Here is a 19,622-nt window from a genome sequence, read left to right as displayed (position 1 = left end):
TCCCTGGGACAGTACCAACGGGCGATTGAGTTCTTGCAGCAGTCTTTGGAAATCAAAAGGGAGATAGGCGATCGCAATGGCGAAGGTGCTTCCTTGGTCAATTTGGGCAGTGTTTACAACTCCCTGGGACAGTACCAACAGGCGATTGAGTTCCACCAGCAGTCTTTGGAAATCAAAAGGGAGATAGGCGATATTCGAGGGGAAGCGATCGCATGGTTTAATTTAGGTCTGTCATTAGAAAACCTCAACGGAGAATCAGACGCGCTGGGTGCTTATCGCAACGCCCGCGAACTTTATCAGGCGATGGGACTTAATGCTAATGTACTAGATTGCAACAATGCAATTGAGCGTCTTTCTCAACCAAAAACGCCTGTAGTCTCCCGTCGTGGGTTTTGGGTGTGGTTGCGTCGGTTGTGGCGTTGGGTACGCAGTTGGTTTCGGCAGTAAAATAAGGTGTAGGAATAGTGATGAACATAAATTTAAGACAGGATGATATTTGACACTATGTTACAAAATACCTATCAACTCCCGTTGACATTTGAACAAATTCTTACCCTAGTTAAACAACTTTCTGATTCAGAAAAATTGTTACTTAGCAAAGAGCTAGAAAAAGAAACTTTGAATAAAAAGTTAACACAGTTACTAGAAATATTTCAAACCGATGAATTATCTCTAGAGGAAATTACAGAGGAAGTAGAAATCGTCCGTTCTCAAATTTATGCCAGAAAACAAAACAATCAAGATAATCATTGATACTAATCTTTGGATTAGCTTTATGATTGGTAAGGAATTAAAACAACTACAAAATCTTTTACTTGAAGAAAGAATTCAAGTGGTAGTTTCTGAAGAGATATTAGAAGAAATTATCTTGGTTACTCAACGTCCTAAGTTACAAAAATATTTTACGCTTAACAAAGTCGATGAATTAATTCAAATTTTACGGACCATTAGTTTATTTATAGATATAACACCCGAAGTTTCTCTTTGTCGGGATGCAAAAGATAATTATCTTTTAGCACTAGCAAAAGATAGTGATGCTAATTTTTTACTCACAGGAGATAAAGATTTATTAGAGATTGCAAAATTTGAAGATACTAAAATTGTTACCTATCAAGAATTCTTACTGAAATTATAAATTTATTGAATAATAGTAAATTCAAAAAACAGCTACGGACAACTTGGATAAATAAACAACAATTATGACTCAAACAACTACTACTGAATATAAACATATTTTAGTCGATGAAGACAATATTCCTTTCATTAAAGGAACATCCATGAAAGTTGTCGAATTAATTACTTCTATTCATGCTTATGGTTGGAGTCCAGAAGAATTACATTTTCAATATCCACATTTGAGCATGAGCCAGATTTATTCTTCTTTAGCTTATTATTGGGAACATAAAGAAGAAATTGATACTGATATGCAGCAACGTTTTGAGTATGCGGAAAGATTACGTTTAGAAACAGGAGAATCTCCATTAGCAAAAAGACTCCGTGCAGAAGGATTAATTAAATGAGCGTTGCTCTTTATATTGATGAGAATGTGCATCGAGGAATTACAGATGGATTACGGATTCGGGGTGTAGATGTATTAACAGTACAAGAAGATGGGCGAACTAGCTTTTCTGATCCTCTTATACTTGACCGTGCCACAGAACTTGAGCGTATTTTGTTTTCCCAAGATGACGATTTTCTAGCTGAAGCCAACCATCGTCAAGACAAACAAATAAATTTTGCTGGTGTTATTTATGCTCATAAACTCAGAGTTACTGTTGGCGATTGTGTTCGTGATTTAGAAATTATTGCTAAAACAGCCTATCTTGAAGAATTAAGAAATCTTGTTCAATACTTACCCTTGTAAGACTCGTGGAGAACATGAGATGGAAACTAAAAGTGCGAATAAAGCAAAATCCTTCTACATTGCTATAATTCTCTATATATCATCTTCAGATAAACCTGATTATCAACCTTTGTACCAAGAAAGCTTTGTTTTGATTAAAGCCGCTTCTTTAAAGAAAGCAAAAGTAAAGGCTTTGAATCATGGTAAAAATGAAAGTGTCAGCTATATAAATGAGAATGGAGAAACTATTACTTGGTCTTTACAGCAAGTAGTAGATGTGAATTCAGTTTTGTATGATGACTTTGATTCATCTGAGGATATTGTTGATTTATATGCTCGACATTTTCGGAACTATGAGGCTTACCAATCATTTGAGCCATTATTATCTCAAGAGCAATTTGGAGAAGAGTTATAAAACCATGCGATCGCTCTTGTCAATTCCCATCACTGAACCAAAAGCGATCGCAATTGTTTTTAACTTTCCATTTTACTTGCGTTGACCCGCACATCACGAATGAGGCTCTTTTTGGATGTTTCAGTTTTATTGGTTACAGACAATTAATCTTTAATAGCATAAATGTTGCGATCGCAACCAGAATTTTACCTTAATAAGGGTTGTCTACATCTACAGGTTGAAACAACAATGGAATTTATAATTGAAAGCCGACACTCTAACTTTTCTCCACATACGAGTATATTTGCTTATACGCAAACTATATCTGGAAAAATATGAAAGTGCGCTCCTCTGGGTTCCCATCAATGATAATTTTAAGCATTGGGAACCCCTAAAAATCAAAGTTTATGAACGTAGCCGACGATAAAACGATTGTTCGCGAGTATTTCAATTCCACAGGGTTTGACCGTTGGAAGCGAATCTACGGCGATGGCGAAGTCAATAAAATCCAACTAGACATCCGCAATGGACACCAGCAAACCGTGGATACAGTTCTCAGCTGGCTGAAAGCTGATAACAATTTACCAGAGCTATCAATTTGCGATGCTGGGTGTGGTGTCGGTAGTCTCAGCATCCCCCTAGCGATAGATGGCGCTAAAGTCTATGCCACCGATATTTCTGAAAAAATGGTAGAAGAAGGCAAGCATAGAGCAAAGCTTACCTTGCCAAATGCCGAAAATCCCACTTTTGCTGTGCAGGATTTGGAATCGTTGAGTGGTAGTTACCATACGGTTATTTGCTTGGATGTTCTCATCCACTACCCCCAAGAAAAAGCCGATGAGATGATTTCTCACCTCTGTTCTTTGGCACAGTCGCGGATAATTCTCAGTTTTGCACCGAAGACCTGCGCCCTAAGTATACTCAAGAAAATTGGCAGTTTCTTTCCTGGCCCCAGTAAAGCGACTCGTGCATATTTGCATCGTGAAGCTGATGTAGTGAAAATTTTAGAAAGTAATGGCTTTTCATTGCAACGACAGTCGATGACTCGGACTCGTTTTTATTTTTCCCGCCTACTGGAAGCTACACGTAAGTAAAGTTAAAATCGCAGCAAGATCAATACTATACCTTTGCTGCGATTTGATAATTTTAAGGCTGAAGCGCTTACAAAGCGATCATCAAGAGTAGATTGATATATTGGAACCTTTGCGAAAGTCAGGTTAAAATCACTAGCAAAGTGTAAATCTGAAGTCGAACTATGAAAACTGCTGAAAAATTGGCTGCCGGTTGGTTACTGACACTCGGATTCATGTTTTTAACGCTATCAGCAACAGCGACATTGGAAAAATTTGCCGCACGTAAAATATACATACCAGTACAAGATGGGGATACTTTTACCGCCCCAAATGCTACTTATGAAGATGAGAATAGTGCTGTTGGTGGTCTAATTTTTGGCGTTCCTACCCTAACACTAGGTACATGCTTAGCATTGGGATTATACCGTCAAAGCCGACAGGAGAAAAAGGTACTTAATCAACAAGTTAGCGATCGCCTGCAATCAATTTTTTATGAGATGCTACAAGAAAATCAGGGGCGCGTAACTGTTTTAGGCTTTGCAATGCAGTCACAACTACCCGCAGCCAACGCCAGACAATATTTAGATCAAAAAGCTAAAGAATTTAATGCAAATTTTAAGGTGAACGAAGAAGGGGCCGTATCATATCATTTTGATGTCTAATTGTCATTTGTCATTTGTTCTTTGTGATTCACTAATGACCAATGACGATCTTAAACTTAAAGCTAGGTCTAATGACGCAGATTTTTTTGAGCGTAGCTGCCATTTTAGGCGGTTTGTCAGTTGCTGCTGGTGCTTTTGCTACCCATGCCTTGCGGGAAAAAATTAGTGAACGATCGCTAGAAGTTTTTGAAACTGGCGCTCGTTACCAAATGTATCATGCTCTAGCACTTTTTCTCGTAGCATTACTAATTAGTCGCACCGAATTTCCTCAACCCACTCTCGTAGCCAGTGGATGGCTGTTTATCATTGGCATTGCTATTTTCTCAGGCAGCTTGTATGTCCTTAGCTTAACCGGTATTAAATTCTTGGGAGCGATCGCACCACTAGGCGGTACAGCCTTGATTGCTGGTTGGGGTGCTTTAGCTTTTGCCGCTTGGAATTTGAAGTTGTAAAAAAGTTAGGAGTTAGGAGTTATATCATGTTCGCCAAATTACCCATACATAATAAAAGAACCCCACCCCGCAAGCGGGGAGGGAAGCTAAAGCGCAGCTTTGGCTCTTTGGGGTTCCGGGTATTATGCTTAATTGCCCGGACATGATATTAGGAGTAAAAAACTCTTAACTCCATTTGGTTAAAATTACCAGTTATTCACAAATGACTAAGTAAGTTGGCACGAAAAAAACTAAGTATGTTACCAAACGTAAATAGGCTTAAAGCCCTTATTAATGACCAATGACAAAGGACAAATGACAGCCTTCACTAGTTAGCTTTAATTGCGCCGACCTACTTAACTCTTTGGTTTAATATAGGCGATCGCATGTTTCCAAACAGTGGTTTGCTGACTGTTTTCATCAGCAATACAGATACAGTGTGGATCTTGCCATAAAACCTTTCCTATGATTAGATCACCAGTGAGTAGCTTGAACTCTACTGGCATTGTATGTTTAATCAGGTTTTGGACTTGTCTAATACTAGGCAAAGTGGTGTCAAATTCGGTAAGCATTTTTAGTAAAGATGAACCTACAAGGCAAAATAAAGAGTAACTAATCCTTGATAATTCATCCTTAAGGAAATGGCAATCGAATTTACTAAGTATCATGGTCTAGGCAACGACTTTATTCTGGTTGACAATCGCTCCTCATCTGTGCCTGTAGTGACACCAGAGCAAGCCATTAAGTTGTGCGATCGCCACTTTGGTATCGGTGCTGATGGTGTAATTTTTGGCCTACCTGGAGAAAATGGCACTGACTACACTATGCGGATTTTTAATTCCGATGGTTCAGAACCAGAAATGTGTGGTAATGGCATTCGCTGTTTAGCTGGCTTTTTAGCAGACTTAGAAGGCGAATCCCGGAATAAAGACTCATATCGCATTCATACCCTAGCTGGTGTGATGATTCCCCAAATCTTAGCTAATGGTCAAGTTAAAGTAGACATGGGTTTACCCAGGTTACTCGCTGGCGAAATTCCGACTAATCTTGCACCTGCCCAAGAAAAAGTAATTTCTCAGCCGTTAGAGGTGGCGGGGCAAACTTGGGAAGTCACCTGTGTCAGTATGGGAAATCCCCACTGCGTCACTTTTGTAGAAGATGTAGCAGCAATTGAGCTAGAAACCATCGGCCCCAAATTCGAGCATCACCCAGCTTTTCCGCAACGCATAAATACGGAATTTATGCAAGTGGTACGCCGTGACTATTTGAAAATGCGGGTGTGGGAACGGGGTGCTGGGATTACATTAGCTTGTGGTACTGGTGCTTGCGCTTCCTTGGTAGCTGGCGTGCTAACTGGAAAATGCGATCGCACCGCCACGATCGAATTACCTGGTGGCTGTTTGCAAATTGAATGGTCAGAAGTAGACCAAAGAGTTTACATGACAGGCCCAGCCCAGAGGGTATTCACTGGGAAACTGTAACTGATTTACTATTGGCATTACTCAAGTAGTAGTGCCATAAAAGTCTTGCAGCAACAGCCCGCCAGGGTTGCCAGTGCTGTGTCATTGCTTCTAGTTGAATTGGTGTTGGACGCGTCGCCAAGTTTTTGAGTTTTTGGAAAGCGATCGCGATCGCTAAATCACCTTTGGGAAAGATATCAGGACGTTGCAGCGCCATTAGCAAGTAAATATCAACTGTCCAGTCTCCTATACCTTTGAGACGCTTTAACTCAGTTCTGATAGTAATTTCGTCCATGCTTTCCAGCTTGCTTAGGTCAAGCTGACCACTTGCGATCGCATTCGCCAACCCACGACAGTATAGAATCTTTTGCCGACTGAATCCAATTCCTCTCAATTGAACATCATCCAATGTCAGAAAACTTTCTGGCGTGAGAGTTACAACAACCTCACATAGTCGGCTAAATACAGCCCTTGCAGCTGCTACAGAAACTTGTTGTTCCAGAATTATACACAGAAGCGTTGTAAAACCCGGTTCTCTTGACCATATCGGTGGAGGCCCCAGTGTTTCTAAAATTCGAGCCAAATCGCTGTCAAGATTGGCAAGCACCAGCAAACCACGGGTTAGACTTTCTTCAGTCAGCGATTCTAGTTTAAGTGTTTGAGTCATCTTTGATCAATTTTGATTCTTGTATAAGCAGTTTTTGTTTGCGCTCAATTCCCCAGTGATAACCACCAAGACTGCCATCACTCCGTAGCACACGATGACATGGTACAATCAGCGCTATAGGATTAGCTCCACAAGCATTTCCCACGGCGCGGACTGCCTGCGGCTTGGCAATATTACGAGCGATATCAGCATAGGTGCGGGTTTCGCCATAGGGAATTTTCTGTAATGCTTCCCAAACCTGTTTCTGAAATGCTGTGCCGCGTATATCAAGTGGTAAATCGAGATGGGTTTCATCTCCGGCAATAAATTCGAGGATTGCTTGTATCCATTCCTTATGCGTGTGGTCATCACGCATGATCTGCGCTTGGTGAAATTCCTGGTTCAAAGTCTGTTCAAGCTTGTCTGCTTCATCACCTAGTTTAACGGCGCAGATACCCTTTTCTGTTGTTGCCACAAGCAAATATCCTAGTGGACATGGAGCGATCGCATAAACAATGCTGATTGTCTTTCCAGCTTGTTGGTAAGTCTTTGGTGTCATTCCCAGTTGCTTAGGTGCTTTTTCATACAGTTGACTACTTGAACCATAACCTGTGTCGTAAACTGCATGAGCAATTTCTTCCCCTGACTGGAGACGCTGTTTCAATCGCTGGCTACGCAGCGCATCTGCATATTGAAAGGGCGATACGCCAATTATTTGCTTGAATAGCTTTTGCAGATAACTGGGACTCATTCCCACCTGAGAGCATAATTCCGAAAGAGTTGGGATGCGATCGCTTTGTGCTTCAATGTATCGACATGCTGCTAAGACTTTCGCTTTGCCTGGATTTGGAACTGTTTCAGATTGTGGCTGACAGCGCTTACAAGGTCGAAAACCTGCAATTTCAGCCTCTTGTGCTGACTCAAAGAAATAAACTTGATGGCGATTTGGTCTGCGACTAGGGCAAATCGGTCGGCAATAAATGCCCGTAGAACGAACACCGTAAAAAAGCTTGCCTTCAAAAGTGGGATCTCGATTGAGAACTGCTTCCCAAAGGGTTTCTTCTAAAACTGATGTCTGGTGTAATTGCATTGATGCCTCCTCTACCCTTTTTGGTAAATCACAGGGCGAAACCTAACCCCCCAGCCCCCTTCCCTTGTAGGGAAGGGGGAGAATTCAAAGTCTCTCTCCTATTAGGAGAGAGATTTAGAGAGAGGTTTTCCAGATATATCGCTACGTACTAAGCTTGATATAACACTAGATTAAGGTATGGAAAAACTACTTTCTATCTGATTGTTGCGATCAAAGTTGATTATCTCAGTTTTTTAATTTACAAACTCGCTGAACCGATGTTCACTGCTCAATAAAACCGGGAACCTTAAATTAGGTCAACACAGCAGAATTTTTATGAGTGGTGGTATTTACCTGATTCAGGATAATTGTCAATTAGTTGAAATGAAGGAAGAACCGTATGAATCAGAGTATGGGCTACAAAAGCTACTAGCTGATTATCCCAGTTTGCTAGCAGGAGAACAGATAGACAGTGCTGCACCAAGACGCTGGTTATTAATCTCACGGGAGATAGAAATACCAGATAGCGAAGACAGTGCTGGACGTTGGGCACTTGATCATTTATTTCTCGATCAAGATGGAATTCCCACCATTGTAGAAGTTAAGCGCAGCACTGATACCCGCATTCGGCGAGAAGTGGTTGGTCAGATGCTTGACTATGCGGCTAATGCCGTAGTTTATTGGTCAATTGAGAAAATCCGCGCCCAGTTTGAAGCTAATTCCAATACTGAACAGCTACTAATGGATTTAATTGGCAACGAAGAGGCTGATTTAGAAAAGTTTTGGCAACAAGTTAAAACAAATTTGCAATTAGGTAAAGTCCGTCTCGTCTTTGTGGCTGATAAGATTCCTGTCGAACTTCAGAGGATAGTCGAGTTTTTAAATCGGCAAATGAGTCCGGCACAGGTATTCGCAGTCGAGATTAAACAATATGTGGGTCAGGGTTTGAAAACTTTGGTTCCTAGAGTGATTGGTCAAATTAAGAGTACTTCCCCACTACCCCTAGAGAAAAGACAATGGGATGCATCATCTTTTCTGAAAGAAGTTGAGACTAAATACAGCCCAAAAGCTGCTCAGGTCGGCAGTCTGATTCTAGAATGGGCGACGATTCAAACGTTGCAGATTCAATGGGGTACAGGTAGAAGTCAGGCCTCTTTTGTTCCTAAATTTAATTACAAGGGAAAGAATCGCACTTTTTTCCGAGTTTGGAGTAATGCCACTGTAGAAATTTGCGCCTACGAGCCGCCATTCAATTTAGAAGATAAGAAAGCAGAACTTCTGACTCGATTTAAATCTGTCATAGGAACATCAATTTCTATTAATCCTTATTGCTGGTATATTCCCTTTTCTGCTCTGAATGATGAGATAGTTCTCAGACAGTTTTTGGAAGTACTTGTTTGGGCTATTCGTGAAATTCAATTATCATAATCTTGTACGATCGCAATCCTATTTGATTTGTGAGAATTGCAACGCGCAGATCCCCGACTTCTTTAAGAAGTCGGGGATCTTGTTTTTCACGAATGATTTAGGGTAAGTAATTACTCACCAAATTTCCGCCAAATCTAAAACAAATTCTGGCAAAACATCTTCTCCCGATAGAGTTTTAGGACTTTGGAAAATCTCAACTTCTCGATTGGGACGATAAATTTCTACCTGCTGCTGCCTTCTATTAATTAACCAGCCCAATCTTGCGCCATTCTCCATGTATTCCCTCATTTTGGCTGGTGTTTTTTCTAAAGAATCATTAGGAGACATTAACTCAACCACAAAATCGGGACACAAAGGAGCAAATCCTTCTTTTTCTACTTCGCTCAAAGCATTCCAGCGTTCCATTTTCACCCAAGACGCATCTGGAGAACGCTCTGCACCATTGGGAGGTTTGAAACCACCAGAAGAGTCAAAGGATTTCCCTAGCTGATTTTGACGACTCCAATCTCGTAATTGATAAGTTAAATCAGCATTCCGGTCACTAGTGCTACTCCCCGTAGGTGGCATAATAATTAACTCCCCTGAAGCTGTCCGCTCAAACTTTAACTCTCGATTATTTTGACAAAGCTGAAAAAATTGCTCGTCAGTCAGGTCGATGTTTAATTCGAGGGTAGGAGGTAAACTGACGGTGGTATTATTCATGTTATCAGTTTGGGGAGAAGCCATATATCTATTCTAGTAGTCTGTAAAGTCAACTATGCTGGGTAAATAAGTTTGTAGTCAGGACTTTAGTCCTTAACTAATTCGCTCTTTGCCAACTGGTTCACCCGATTGGGTGAATGCGATCGCCTCATCAGGAACTACTCTGAAATAAGGTACTGTTTTGATTCTGTTAGCGATTATGCCTACAGAATCAGAACTGTTAAATTGGTTATTCTGGCTTTTTATTGTACATCAATAGCTTGTCTATCAAAGGGTCAAAGAGTGGATGAAACCGTTGTAAAATGGCTGTATGCACCAAATTGCCAGCAAGAGGCTATTAACCTGATCTCAAAAATTGCTGTCAATTTACCAGGAATGATTTTTCAAGTTCTGCAACGGCAGGATGGTTCTGTATTTGTCCCTTATATTAGTTCTGGTTGTGAATATTTGTATGAATTAGAACCAGAAGCTTTACAGGCAGACTTCCAGGTGCTAGACAAACTAATTCATCCACAGGATATAAAAGCTTTTACAGAATCTATTACTGTTTGTAGAACCACTCTTACACCTTGGCATTGGGAAGGTCGGATCATTACGCCTAGTGGCAAACTTAAGTGGATTCAAGGTACTTCGCAACCCGAATTACAAGCAGAAGGCGATGTTCTTTGGAATGGCTTAGTTATGGATATTACAGACCGAAAACAAGCCCAAGAAAAATTGCAAGAGAGTGAGGCGCGGTATAAAGCAATTTTGGATGCTATCCCCGATTTGATGTTTCGCATCAGCCGTGATGGCGAGTATCTCGATTTAAAAAGTGAGGCAGAAAATATCACTCTTTCGAGAGAAGAAATCGTGGGAAAAAATTTGCAAGAATTATTGCCTAGTGATGTTGCGGCGATTAGCCAAGTAGCGATCGCTAAAACTTTAGATTCTGGAACTTTGCAAACTTGCGAATATCAGCTAGCAACCCCTTTGGGAGTGAGAGATTATGAAGCGCGGTTGGTAGTCAGTGGTCAAGATGAGATCCTAGCAATTGTGCGAGATATCACACAACGCAAACAAGCTGAAGTCAGGTTACAAAATCTGGCTAAAAAATTCTCTAAAGCTTTTAGTTGCAGCCCCGATTCAATTACTATTAGTACGCTGCAAGAAGGACGCTTTATCGAAGTTAACGACAGTTTTGTGAAACTTTCAGGTTATGAGCGAGATCAGGTGATTGGTAAAACTTCTTTTGAATTAAATTTTTGGGTACACGATCGCGATCGCCTAAATTTGTTACAGGAGTTGCAGGACACAGGAGTTGTTCGCGACTGGGAATTTGAATTTCGGCAAAAGTCTGGCAAGATAATTACAGCACTGCTTTCAGCCGAAATCATTGATTTGAATGGTAACAAGAGCATCCTAGCAGTCCATCACGACATTACAGAACGTAAACAGGTAGAAGCGCAATTACGCCTTTGTGCACAACGCGATCGCTTATTGGCAGAAACTTTAGTGCGAATTCGGTCTTCGCTTAACTTAGAGCAAATTCTCCAAACCACTGTGACGGAAGTCAGGCAATTTCTGCAAGCAGATCGAGTTTTCATTGGTTTAAATAATGCCAATTTAGGAGTCAAAACTCTTGCTGAATCAGTAGATCCCAAGTATCCATCAGTCACAGGTTGGTCTACTAATGATGAAGCTTATCTACAAGAATTAAGAAACTTACTAAAAGATAATCTTGTCCGTGTCATTGAAGATATAACAAAAATATCAGTATCTCCCAGAGTAAAAGCACACTATCGAAAATTCAAAACGCAGGCCACTTTGGCTGTACCAATTAGGTTAGGTGACGAATTTTTTGGGGCGTTAATTGCTAATCAATGCTCAGGGTCGCGTCATTGGCAGCCAATAGAAATTGACTTGTTACAGCAGATGTCAGAACAGGTAGCGATCGCCATTCAGCAAAGCCAGATATGCCAAAAACTAGCAGAACTTAACACTAATTTAGAATACCAAGTACAAGAACGGACAGCACAGTTGCAGCAGAAAATGCAAGAAGTTGAAAAATTGCATCGCGTCAAAGATGTTGTTTTGCATACCGTTGCCCACGATTTACGAACTTCGGTGATGGGTAACTTGATGGTGTTAAAGAATTTGTTAAATCAGGGAGTCGGGAGTCGGGAGTCGGGAGGGGGGAGGGGGACAAGGGGACAAGATGGACAAGATGGACAAGGGGGACAAGGAAGAATTATTGAAGAATCTCCCTTGTCTCCTCCCCATGCCCCATGCCCCATGCCCCATGCCCAAGCCCCAATTCAAGTATCTCGCTCAATCATCGAGCGGATGATTCAAGGCAATGATCGCCAACTGACGATGATTAACTCATTGCTAGAAATTAATTCCTGTGAAAAACAGGGTATTGACATCAAGCCCGAACCTGTGCAAATTAGCACCCTACTGGGAGGAATATTCGCCCAGTTGGAACCTATGCTGACACAAAATCAAGCGACTCTGAAGAACTTGGTTCCCGCAGATTTACCGTTAATAATGGCAGATGGAACTTGGTTGCAGAAAGTTTTGGCACATTTAATAACACATAGCTTGCAAAATAATCCTCCAGGATTAAATTTGATTCTGAGTGCCGGCGTTGAAGCTGGAATGATTCGCACTCAGATTCAAGATGACGGTGTAGCGATGAGTAAAGTAGAGTGCGATCGCCTCTTTGATCTGCATGTCCGCGATCCCCAAGATTCTTGTTCTACAAGCATTGGCTTAAAAATGTATCTTTGTCGGAAAGTTATCAAGGCACATGGTGGTAAAATTGGTGTTATTAGTAACCGCAAGCGCGGGTTAACTTTCTGGTTTACATTACCTCTAGCAACTTCATCCGCAACAAATCGCCCATAAATCACCAAAAAATGCGAGAGTAAATAACCAGTAAGGGAAATACTCTCGACGGTATGGGCAAAGTTGCTCGGATGCTAATGTCTACTCAATTTACAACAGTGCAAAGGTGGTGGAGAAAAACCTTTTCTGCACCAACAACAGATGAAACCACTACTCTTTACAAAGCTTGGCGTAACCGTTTTTTGTGGCAGAGATTGCGTTTATGGTTATGGCTGGTGCTAATTTGTCTTTTGTCTTTTACTTTGCGAGACATTTACGGCTTTTTTTCCCCTTTTCAAGAGTTAGAGAAGCTGCCACAACTACTTAGAACGGAACGCCTTGTAATCAATATTGCAATGGTTCTGAATATACTGATCTGCTTTGCCTTACATAAAACGAAGTTAGGTCGTGATCATCCAGATTTATTATTTTTGGGGTCTTCTTGGTCAATTAGTTTAGCATCGCAATTGTTTGCAACCATCAGAGGTTTCGCACTACCCGATACCGTCGGTTGGTCGTTGCTGTTTTTAAGTCAAGCTGTGTTGATGCCCGTCTGCTGGATTCTTCACTTGCTATCTCAAGCAAGTGTGCTGATTTACTATTTTGGTATAAATACGGCACTTGGACTAAAAACACCAATCCCCCAACACCCAGAAATATATAATGTAACCTTTATCTTATACATTTTTTGGTTTTGTGCTATATGTGATATTGGTGTTTATCTGTACGATCGCCTGCAACGGTCTGAGTTTTACGCTCGTCAAGAACTGGAATCTGCCTACCAAAAACTCAAGGTTGCAGAAGCTAAATATCGTAGCATTTTTGAAAACGCCGTTGAAGGGATTTTTCAAAGCAGTCCCGATGGACGTTACATTACGGCAAATCCGGCTTTAGCACGGATTTATGGCTACTCCTTAGCAGAGGAGGTGACAGCAAATTTCACTGATATTGAACATCAACTGTATATTGATCCGAACCGCCGCGCAGAATTTGTGCGTCTAATGGAAAAGTATGGCAGCGTTTCCGAGTTTGAGTCCCAAATTTATCGCCGAGACGGAAGTATTGTCTGGATTTCGGAAAAAGCCTACGCAGTGCATAACGAACAGGGAAAGCTGCTTTACTACGAAGGTTTGATTGAAGACATTACCCAGCGCAAACAAACTGAAGAAGAACTACGAGTATTTTTTCATGCAGTTTCTCACGACTTACGCAACCCAGTGCTGGGTACTTTAATGGTGCTAAAAAACTTGCTTTCACGTCCAGAGGAAAATATTTCGATTTCACGCTCAATTTTAGAGCGGATGATTCAAAGTAGCGATCGCCAACTTAATTTAATTAATTCGTTGATGGAAGCTCATGTCAACGAGGTGCAAGGTGTTATTTTGCAACGCCAACCCATACAACTACTGACAGTTATCGAAGCTGCGATCGCAGATTTAGAGCCATTGCTAGCACAAAATCAAGCCAAGCTGATAAATCTAGTGTCCGCAGATTTGCCATTAGTGAATGCTGATCCCACGCAACTATGGCGAGTTTTTTCTAACTTAATTGTCAACGCTCTGAAACACAATCCCCCGGAATTAGTTTTGACAATCAATGCTACCCGTAAGGATGACAAAATTTATTGTACTGTCAGTGATAATGGCGTGGGAATTAGTCAAAAACAAAGCGATCGGCTTTTTGACCTTTATTTTCGGGGTGCAAGTATCGGCAATTCTGTAAGCTTGGGATTGGGCTTGTATCTGTGTAAGCAAATCATCAATGCTCACGGCGGCGAAATTGGTGTGAACAGTGCATTGCATGTAGGGGCAACCTTCTGGTTTACATTACCTATTAGCTGACTAGGCATACTGGTTCATTCGTGAGAGTTTAAAACGATATTAAAAATTAAATATAAATCATAGTATTAGTGACAAAAGTAACCATTTAAAGGTGACTTTTGGCACAGGTGCGTACCTGATTATTCCGATTAAATTGAGAATATACAAATCAAGCAATGCAACGGAGATTAAAGGATATATGAACCGCTTTAAATCTATTCTTCTTGGAGGCTTATTAGCAGCTGCTTCAATTGCGGCTCTTTCTCAAAATGCTAATGCTGCTGAATTTAAATCTGAGCATGATCATTTTAATCGTGATACTGTAGCTTTTAATAACAGTAAAGTTCAACGCGAACGTCAAGTCCGTGAACAACGCGCTCGTGAATTGCGTGAGCGTCAAGTCCGTGAACAACGCGCTCGTGAATTGCGTCAACGCCAAGCCCGTGAACAACGCGCTCGTGAATTGCGTCAACGCCAAGCCTATTTTAATCACTAAGCTGAAAATTTTCTTTCATATTATGTTAGGAGAGTAGCAATATTCTCCTTTTTTTATTTGCATAAATCTGCTTAAATTCATGCTTAAATAATGTTAATCTAGGGGTTGCTAAAAAAAATTATGGGTAAAAGTACATAAATAAATGCGATCGCATCTATTTGAGCGATCGCATAAAGTGAAATTAAGAGTATTACTTAGTACGATCCCAATACTGCTTGGTTAAACCGAAAAAATAAAAATTTGTAGGTTGGGTTAAGGCTTTGCGAAACCCAACAAACTCAGCAAAATGTTGGGTTTCGTTCCTCAAGTAACCTATGAATATTCTTGACCGAGCAGTATTGAGTACGATCCCGTTTTTGTGGTGATGTGTTTAACTACCGCAAATCTCTTTTGAAAAATTCTCAAAAGTTCCTGGCATCTTCGATCTCCGTCCCTGGTAATGGGAGTGTATTTTCAGACTTAGCTCCCTGGAGTTTCATCGGATCAAGTCCCAATGCCTCCAATACTGTAACTGCAATTTGTTTGCTAGAAACTTTCTTAATCTGAGAAGTCCCCTTAACACGAGCTTCTAGTCCCCGACTACTGAGGATCAGAGAAATATGGGTATCATCATCAGAAAAACCGCCGTGTTCTGCCCTTTTGGTGCTGTTTGAAATCACATATCCTGGTTTAAGTTTGATAATCACATCAGGAGTACGATCTTCCTGCAACGGATTGTCAAAGCCTGCTGCCAATAGCGCACCACCTGAATAAACTGTATCAATTGCTGGATTTGCCAGTTTCTTTAAAACAGTTGTTGCAGTACTGGCTTGGCTTTGATTCTTAAGCCAGAGTAAAGCAACATCATCCTGAGTAGCTTGATTAACTATGATACCAGCTTTCGTTAGGGCATCTGTAAAAGTATTTTCGGGAATCAGGGTAGCTGTTCCCAAACGAGGATTTTGACCATGTTTCGCCGTCAAAACTATTAGTGTCGAGTCAAATTTACCCTGTTGCTTTAAGGTATTTACTATCTTGCCGATACTGGCATCCGTATGTTCTAGAGCATTAATTAATCCTGACGAAGGTGTGCCATTAGTGGCAATACCACCATTACTGCTGGCATCCTTTTGGGATACGCTGAGAGCTTGAAAATTCATGCCAAAAATGGCGGGAGTTCCGGGTTTAGTTGTGTCTCGTGAATTTTTTCCAGCAATTTCGTTCAGTATTGCATTTACCTTCAGATCATCGTAAGCTTCCGTGAGGTTAGTGTCTTTAGTTGTCGTTTTAAATGTCAGATTAGCAGGATTATGCGCTGTTGATTGGTCTACAAGTTTGCCATTTTCTAAGGCAACTTGGGCATTAATTTCTGGGGCGTAGAAGTCGTCAACTCCCTTACCAGAAGGGCCATTGGCAATATCATAAGCAGGATGTTTATCAATAAATGCAGTGTGCAAACCTGAAGCTTTTGCGATCTCAAAAATGGTGTTTACTTTCAAATAGTTGTGAGGATAGACACGATTTCCATTACTGTCTACTGGTAATTTGCTTGGGTCAATACTATTTATCCCGAAGTCACCCCCCCCGCTGAGGAGATTCGAGTTTTTATCAATGTTTTCCGCAAATTCAACTTCTATACCAGCAGGATCTCCTGGTTTGTCTGATAATATCCGACTATATGTATCATCATAATAAACCCCAGTCGTTTTGGGACTTGCTCCTGTTAAGTAGTTTAATGCACCAGGGAAGGAATCGGAGGGAGTGCTAGTGAAAGCGTTAGTGTAACTGATACCCGTTTGTCTCAAACTATTGATGTTTGGTAAATAGAGTTGTAGTTTGGGATCTTCCAAATCTGCTTGACGCAAACCATCAATTGATAGTAACAGCACACTCTTAAACTTCCCAGGATGCTTATAGAAGGGTTTATCATCCTTTTTCCAGTTATCAGCTATTCTGACTATGGGCGAGGAATAGTCATATCTAATTACTGGAGCCTGTAAGTATTGAATTGGTATCATGATGTTTGGATGTGCTGTGTAAACAGAGTTCTAGAAGTTATTTTTGATAGTCACAGTTCAGCTTATGTCAATAAAGCTTGACAAAAGACTACTAAATCTTCAATAGAAACCCCGGTATTTTCAACTTCAAGATATGAGTCAAATATTAAGAAAAGGTTATGTCAAATAGTGACAAAAGGTTATGAGGTGAAACCAGTTGACTGGCAAGGAGGCATGATTTAACCTAATTCATAATTATTAATTCATAATTCATAATTAAAAAGCGCAAAGTCGAGCTAGTTCCTACAACGGAGGGAACCTCGGCAACGGACTGCCTCAACTTTGTAAGAGAGGTTTTCCAGATACCGTGAAAAGTCAGTGCTTCTACAAGAATTATGAGTTTCTAATGTTGCGGCTATCAACCTTGTCCGTAAAATTGCAGGTTTAATATCATCCATTTTGGAATCAATATTTGCATCTATAGCAATCCTATCTGATTTGTGAAAATTATCGGTGTCCAGATCCCCGACTTCTTTTAGAAGTCGGGGATCTAACTTTTAATGAATGATTTAGGATTCCTATATATCTAGCGGTTAGCTTTTCAGAAATATGCTCGAATTTGTTATTACTCAGGAAAAAAGCAACTGATACAACAACAAAATCCGGGTAAAAGTGGTGATGTTATTTCATCATCGCCTAACAAAGTAGCAACTAAAACCAATTCTGCTTTTTCTCGCCGATAAACTTCGACTTTTTGAGTGAAGCGATCAACAATCCAATATTCACGCACGCCTTGAACTGAATAAAGTTTCAGTTTTGCTTCTTTGTCTCGAAATTCGTAATTCGTAATTCGTAATTCGTTAAATTAGAACCATAATGAAAAGCGGAAGATCAGGCGAAACTCTCTATGCTGACATTTACCCAACTTAAACCACCTAATCGCGATGCCGTAGTCACTTTTACTCTGGCGCTGACAGCAGAAGAACGTACCCGCAGTCGTCATCGCTTTGAAACGGCAGATGGTAAGGTTGTGTTTTTACATTTACCCAGAGGAACTGTGTTAAAGGATGGCGATATTCTGCAAGAAGAAACCCATAGCAGTTTAATCAGAATTACTGCCAAACCAGAACTAGTACTGACTGCTTTTGCCCAAACACCACTTTTATTATTACGGGCGGCATACCATTTGGGAAATCGTCATGTACCTGTAGAAATTACCCCAACTTATTTACGCTTGTCCTCAGATTCGGTTTTACGCACGATGTTGGAACAACTGGGGTTAGAAGTTAAAGAGGAAATTTTACCGTTTCAGCCAGAATTGGGAGCTTATGGACAACAATATCATGCTCACTGATAGCCATCTTTTGAGCATTTTACAGCTAGCTAGCCCCGCTTTGCCTGTGGGAGCATATAGTTATTCTGAAGGTTTGGAAATGTTGGTAGAAAATGGTACGATCGCTAACCAGATACATCTCAAACATTGGCTAAAAGCAGAGTTGCTCTGTGGGGCAATTCGGTTAGAGGCGGCGGTGATGGTACGATCTGAGCAAGCTGCAAAAATGGGTGATGTGGAGTCGCTATGCCGTTGGAATCTCTGGTTATCGGCTGCTAGGGAAACAGAAGAATTACGCGCCTCTAGTTGGCAGATGGGGCGATCGCTCATCCAATTACTTGGTAAACTAGAACCGCAGATTATGCCTATTGCTAATACTGTAGGTAATCCTTGCAATTTTGCGATCGCTTTTGGCATTGCCATTGCCCATTGGCAAATCAGTATCAAAGCCGCACTACTCGGATATCTGCATAGTTGGGCAAGTAATTTGATTACTGGTGGCGTGAAACTTATTCCCCTTGGACAAACAGCAGGACAGCAGTTATTGCTAGATTTGCAACCATTACTCAGTGCTGCGGCATTGGAAATTCTAGCGTTAGAGGATGATCAACTCGCCTGCTGTAGTTGGGGTTTGTCCCTAGCGAGTATGCAGCATGAAACGCAGTATACAAGGTTGTTTAGGAGTTAGTCATTCCTCATTCGTCATTCGTCAAAAACTAAGAACTAATAACCATCTACTAAGGAAAAGTGACAAAGGACAAATAAGAATGAATGCATTTAGAATAGGGGTTGCTGGCCCAGTGGGTTCGGGGAAGACGGCTTTGGTGGATGCTTTATGCAAAGGATTGCGTGAGCAGTATCAGATTGCGGTGGTGACAAATGATATTTATACTCAAGAAGATGCTCAGTTTTTAGTGCGTTCTCAGGCGTTGGCAAGCGATCGGATTTTGGGTGTAGAAACTGGTGGTTGTCCTCACACTGCCATCCGTGAAGATGCTTCGATGAATTTGGCAGCAATTGAACAGTTAGAGGAACGTTTTATCGATTTGGATTTGGTCTTTTTGGAAAGTGGTGGTGATAATTTGGCTGCTACTTTTAGTCCAGAATTGGTGGATTTAACGATTTACGTCATCGATGTTGCGGCTGGCGATAAAATTCCCCGCAAAGGTGGCCCCGGCATTACTAAGTCTGATTTGTTGGTGATTAACAAAACTGATCTTGCACCCTATGTTGGTGCAGATTTAAGTGTGATGCAACGGGATGCTAAGAAAATGCGCGGTGATAAACCTTTTATTTTTACTAATTTAAAAACTCAGTCAGGACTTGCAGATGTAATTAACTTTGTTTGCACAAATATCTGTTAAAAATAAAACAGGAGTCAGAATTCAGAATTCAGAATTCAGAATACTCTACCCATAAAG

Annotated in this window: 22 protein-coding genes and 1 pseudogene; 17 read left to right on the top strand and 6 right to left on the bottom strand. The window is 40.9% G+C overall.

Annotated features, from left to right (window positions below; genetic code table 11):
* The 9 genes from PUQ00_RS27200 to PUQ00_RS27160 all read left to right on the top strand — a co-directional run.
* On the top strand, positions 1-447 hold a 447-nt coding region (locus PUQ00_RS27200), incomplete at its 5' end, for a tetratricopeptide repeat protein (RefSeq protein WP_300422492.1).
* A 57-nt stretch (positions 448-504) separates the two neighbouring features.
* Entirely contained in the window at positions 505-753 is a 249-nt protein-coding gene (locus PUQ00_RS27195) for a hypothetical protein (protein WP_300422490.1), read from the top strand.
* A complete protein-coding gene (locus PUQ00_RS27190; RefSeq protein ID WP_300422488.1) occupies positions 719-1,135 on the top strand; it encodes a putative toxin-antitoxin system toxin component, PIN family in 417 nt (138 codons plus the stop codon). The genes PUQ00_RS27195 and PUQ00_RS27190 overlap by 35 nt, the downstream gene beginning before the upstream one ends.
* Before the next feature lie 64 nt (positions 1,136-1,199).
* Positions 1,200-1,520 carry a DUF433 domain-containing protein gene (locus PUQ00_RS27185; RefSeq protein WP_300422486.1) on the top strand — a complete coding sequence of 107 codons (321 nt, stop codon included), beginning with the start codon at positions 1,200-1,202 and terminating at the stop codon, positions 1,518-1,520.
* Positions 1,517-1,864, top strand: coding sequence for a DUF5615 family PIN-like protein (locus PUQ00_RS27180; protein ID WP_300422485.1), 348 nt, complete (start codon positions 1,517-1,519; stop codon positions 1,862-1,864). Before PUQ00_RS27185 ends, PUQ00_RS27180 begins: the two co-directional genes overlap by 4 nt.
* 19 nt (positions 1,865-1,883) lie before the next feature.
* Positions 1,884-2,258 carry a DUF4288 domain-containing protein gene (locus tag PUQ00_RS27175; RefSeq protein ID WP_300422483.1) on the top strand — a complete coding sequence of 125 codons (375 nt, stop codon included), beginning with the start codon at positions 1,884-1,886 and terminating at the stop codon, positions 2,256-2,258.
* Positions 2,259-2,644: 386 nt separating this feature from the next.
* A complete protein-coding gene (gene bchM / locus PUQ00_RS27170; protein WP_300422481.1) occupies positions 2,645-3,331 on the top strand; it encodes a magnesium protoporphyrin IX methyltransferase in 687 nt (228 codons plus the stop codon).
* A 161-nt stretch (positions 3,332-3,492) separates the two neighbouring features.
* Positions 3,493-3,972 (top strand): hypothetical protein, encoded by a 480-nt coding sequence (locus PUQ00_RS27165; protein ID WP_300422479.1) that lies wholly within the window; start codon positions 3,493-3,495, stop codon positions 3,970-3,972.
* Between the two features lie 71 nt (positions 3,973-4,043).
* Entirely contained in the window at positions 4,044-4,424 is a 381-nt protein-coding gene (locus tag PUQ00_RS27160) for a DUF423 domain-containing protein (protein ID WP_300422477.1), read from the top strand.
* Between the two features lie 335 nt (positions 4,425-4,759).
* On the opposite strand, the gene PUQ00_RS27155 is transcribed toward PUQ00_RS27160, so the two are convergent.
* Positions 4,760-4,975, bottom strand: coding sequence for an RNA chaperone Hfq (locus PUQ00_RS27155; RefSeq protein ID WP_300422475.1), 216 nt, complete (start codon positions 4,973-4,975; stop codon positions 4,760-4,762).
* A gap of 69 nt (positions 4,976-5,044) precedes the next feature.
* On the opposite strand from PUQ00_RS27155, the gene dapF reads away from it, so the two are divergent.
* Positions 5,045-5,884: a diaminopimelate epimerase gene (dapF, locus tag PUQ00_RS27150; RefSeq protein WP_300422473.1), complete on the top strand. Its 840-nt coding sequence runs from the start codon at positions 5,045-5,047 to the stop codon at positions 5,882-5,884.
* Here the strand turns inward: dapF and PUQ00_RS27145 are convergent.
* Both PUQ00_RS27145 and ada read right to left on the bottom strand, forming a co-directional pair.
* Positions 5,868-6,530, bottom strand: coding sequence for a DNA-3-methyladenine glycosylase (locus tag PUQ00_RS27145; protein WP_300422472.1), 663 nt, complete (start codon positions 6,528-6,530; stop codon positions 5,868-5,870). The genes dapF and PUQ00_RS27145 overlap by 17 nt on opposite strands.
* Positions 6,514-7,599: a bifunctional DNA-binding transcriptional regulator/O6-methylguanine-DNA methyltransferase Ada gene (ada, locus tag PUQ00_RS27140; RefSeq protein ID WP_300422470.1), complete on the bottom strand. Its 1,086-nt coding sequence runs from the start codon at positions 7,597-7,599 to the stop codon at positions 6,514-6,516. The genes PUQ00_RS27145 and ada overlap by 17 nt, the downstream gene beginning before the upstream one ends.
* A gap of 315 nt (positions 7,600-7,914) precedes the next feature.
* Between ada and PUQ00_RS27135 the strand changes: the two genes are divergently transcribed.
* Positions 7,915-9,006 carry a hypothetical protein gene (locus PUQ00_RS27135; protein WP_300422468.1) on the top strand — a complete coding sequence of 364 codons (1,092 nt, stop codon included), beginning with the start codon at positions 7,915-7,917 and terminating at the stop codon, positions 9,004-9,006.
* A gap of 114 nt (positions 9,007-9,120) precedes the next feature.
* On the opposite strand, the gene PUQ00_RS27130 is transcribed toward PUQ00_RS27135, so the two are convergent.
* The gene (locus tag PUQ00_RS27130) at positions 9,121-9,708 is read right to left on the bottom strand and encodes a Uma2 family endonuclease (protein WP_300422493.1); all 588 of its coding nucleotides are present in this window, start codon (positions 9,706-9,708) and stop codon (positions 9,121-9,123) included.
* 282 nt (positions 9,709-9,990) lie between these two features.
* Between PUQ00_RS27130 and PUQ00_RS27125 the strand changes: the two genes are divergently transcribed.
* The 3 genes from PUQ00_RS27125 to PUQ00_RS27115 all read left to right on the top strand — a co-directional run bounded on the left by PUQ00_RS27125 (position 9,991) and on the right by PUQ00_RS27115 (position 14,892).
* Positions 9,991-12,597, top strand: coding sequence for a PAS domain S-box protein (locus tag PUQ00_RS27125; RefSeq protein ID WP_300422466.1), 2,607 nt, complete (start codon positions 9,991-9,993; stop codon positions 12,595-12,597).
* 53 nt (positions 12,598-12,650) lie between these two features.
* Positions 12,651-14,417, top strand: a complete 1,767-nt coding sequence (locus tag PUQ00_RS27120) for an ATP-binding protein (RefSeq protein ID WP_300422464.1) — start codon at positions 12,651-12,653, stop codon at positions 14,415-14,417.
* Positions 14,418-14,595: 178 nt separating this feature from the next.
* Positions 14,596-14,892 (top strand): hypothetical protein, encoded by a 297-nt coding sequence (locus PUQ00_RS27115; RefSeq protein ID WP_300422463.1) that lies wholly within the window; start codon positions 14,596-14,598, stop codon positions 14,890-14,892.
* A gap of 401 nt (positions 14,893-15,293) precedes the next feature.
* Here PUQ00_RS27115 and PUQ00_RS27110 read toward each other — a convergent pair whose 3' ends face one another.
* On the bottom strand, positions 15,294-16,889 hold the full coding sequence (locus tag PUQ00_RS27110) for an alkaline phosphatase family protein (RefSeq protein ID WP_300422461.1): 1,596 nt from the start codon (positions 16,887-16,889) through the stop codon (positions 15,294-15,296).
* 604 nt (positions 16,890-17,493) lie between these two features.
* Positions 17,494-17,718, bottom strand: a pseudogene (locus tag PUQ00_RS27105) (Uma2 family endonuclease); the annotation flags it as partial.
* Positions 17,719-17,775: 57 nt separating this feature from the next.
* Here PUQ00_RS27105 and ureE point away from each other — a divergent pair.
* The 3 genes from ureE to ureG all read left to right on the top strand — a co-directional run bounded on the left by ureE (position 17,776) and on the right by ureG (position 19,565).
* The gene (gene ureE, locus PUQ00_RS27100; protein WP_300422459.1) at positions 17,776-18,222 is read left to right on the top strand and encodes an urease accessory protein UreE; all 447 of its coding nucleotides are present in this window, start codon (positions 17,776-17,778) and stop codon (positions 18,220-18,222) included.
* Positions 18,197-18,889, top strand: coding sequence for an urease accessory protein UreF (locus tag PUQ00_RS27095; RefSeq protein WP_300422444.1), 693 nt, complete (start codon positions 18,197-18,199; stop codon positions 18,887-18,889). The genes ureE and PUQ00_RS27095 overlap by 26 nt, the downstream gene beginning before the upstream one ends.
* A 79-nt stretch (positions 18,890-18,968) precedes the next feature.
* A complete protein-coding gene (ureG, locus tag PUQ00_RS27090) occupies positions 18,969-19,565 on the top strand; it encodes an urease accessory protein UreG (protein ID WP_300422443.1) in 597 nt (198 codons plus the stop codon).
* Positions 19,566-19,622: the final 57 nt, after the last annotated feature.

It is taken from the genome of Nostoc sp. S13 (assembly GCF_029379315.1).
GTDB lineage: Bacteria > Cyanobacteriota > Cyanobacteriia > Cyanobacteriales > Nostocaceae > Nostoc.
The sequence above is the reverse complement of the archived record's forward strand: the minus strand, read 5'-3'. Positions and strand labels throughout refer to the sequence as shown.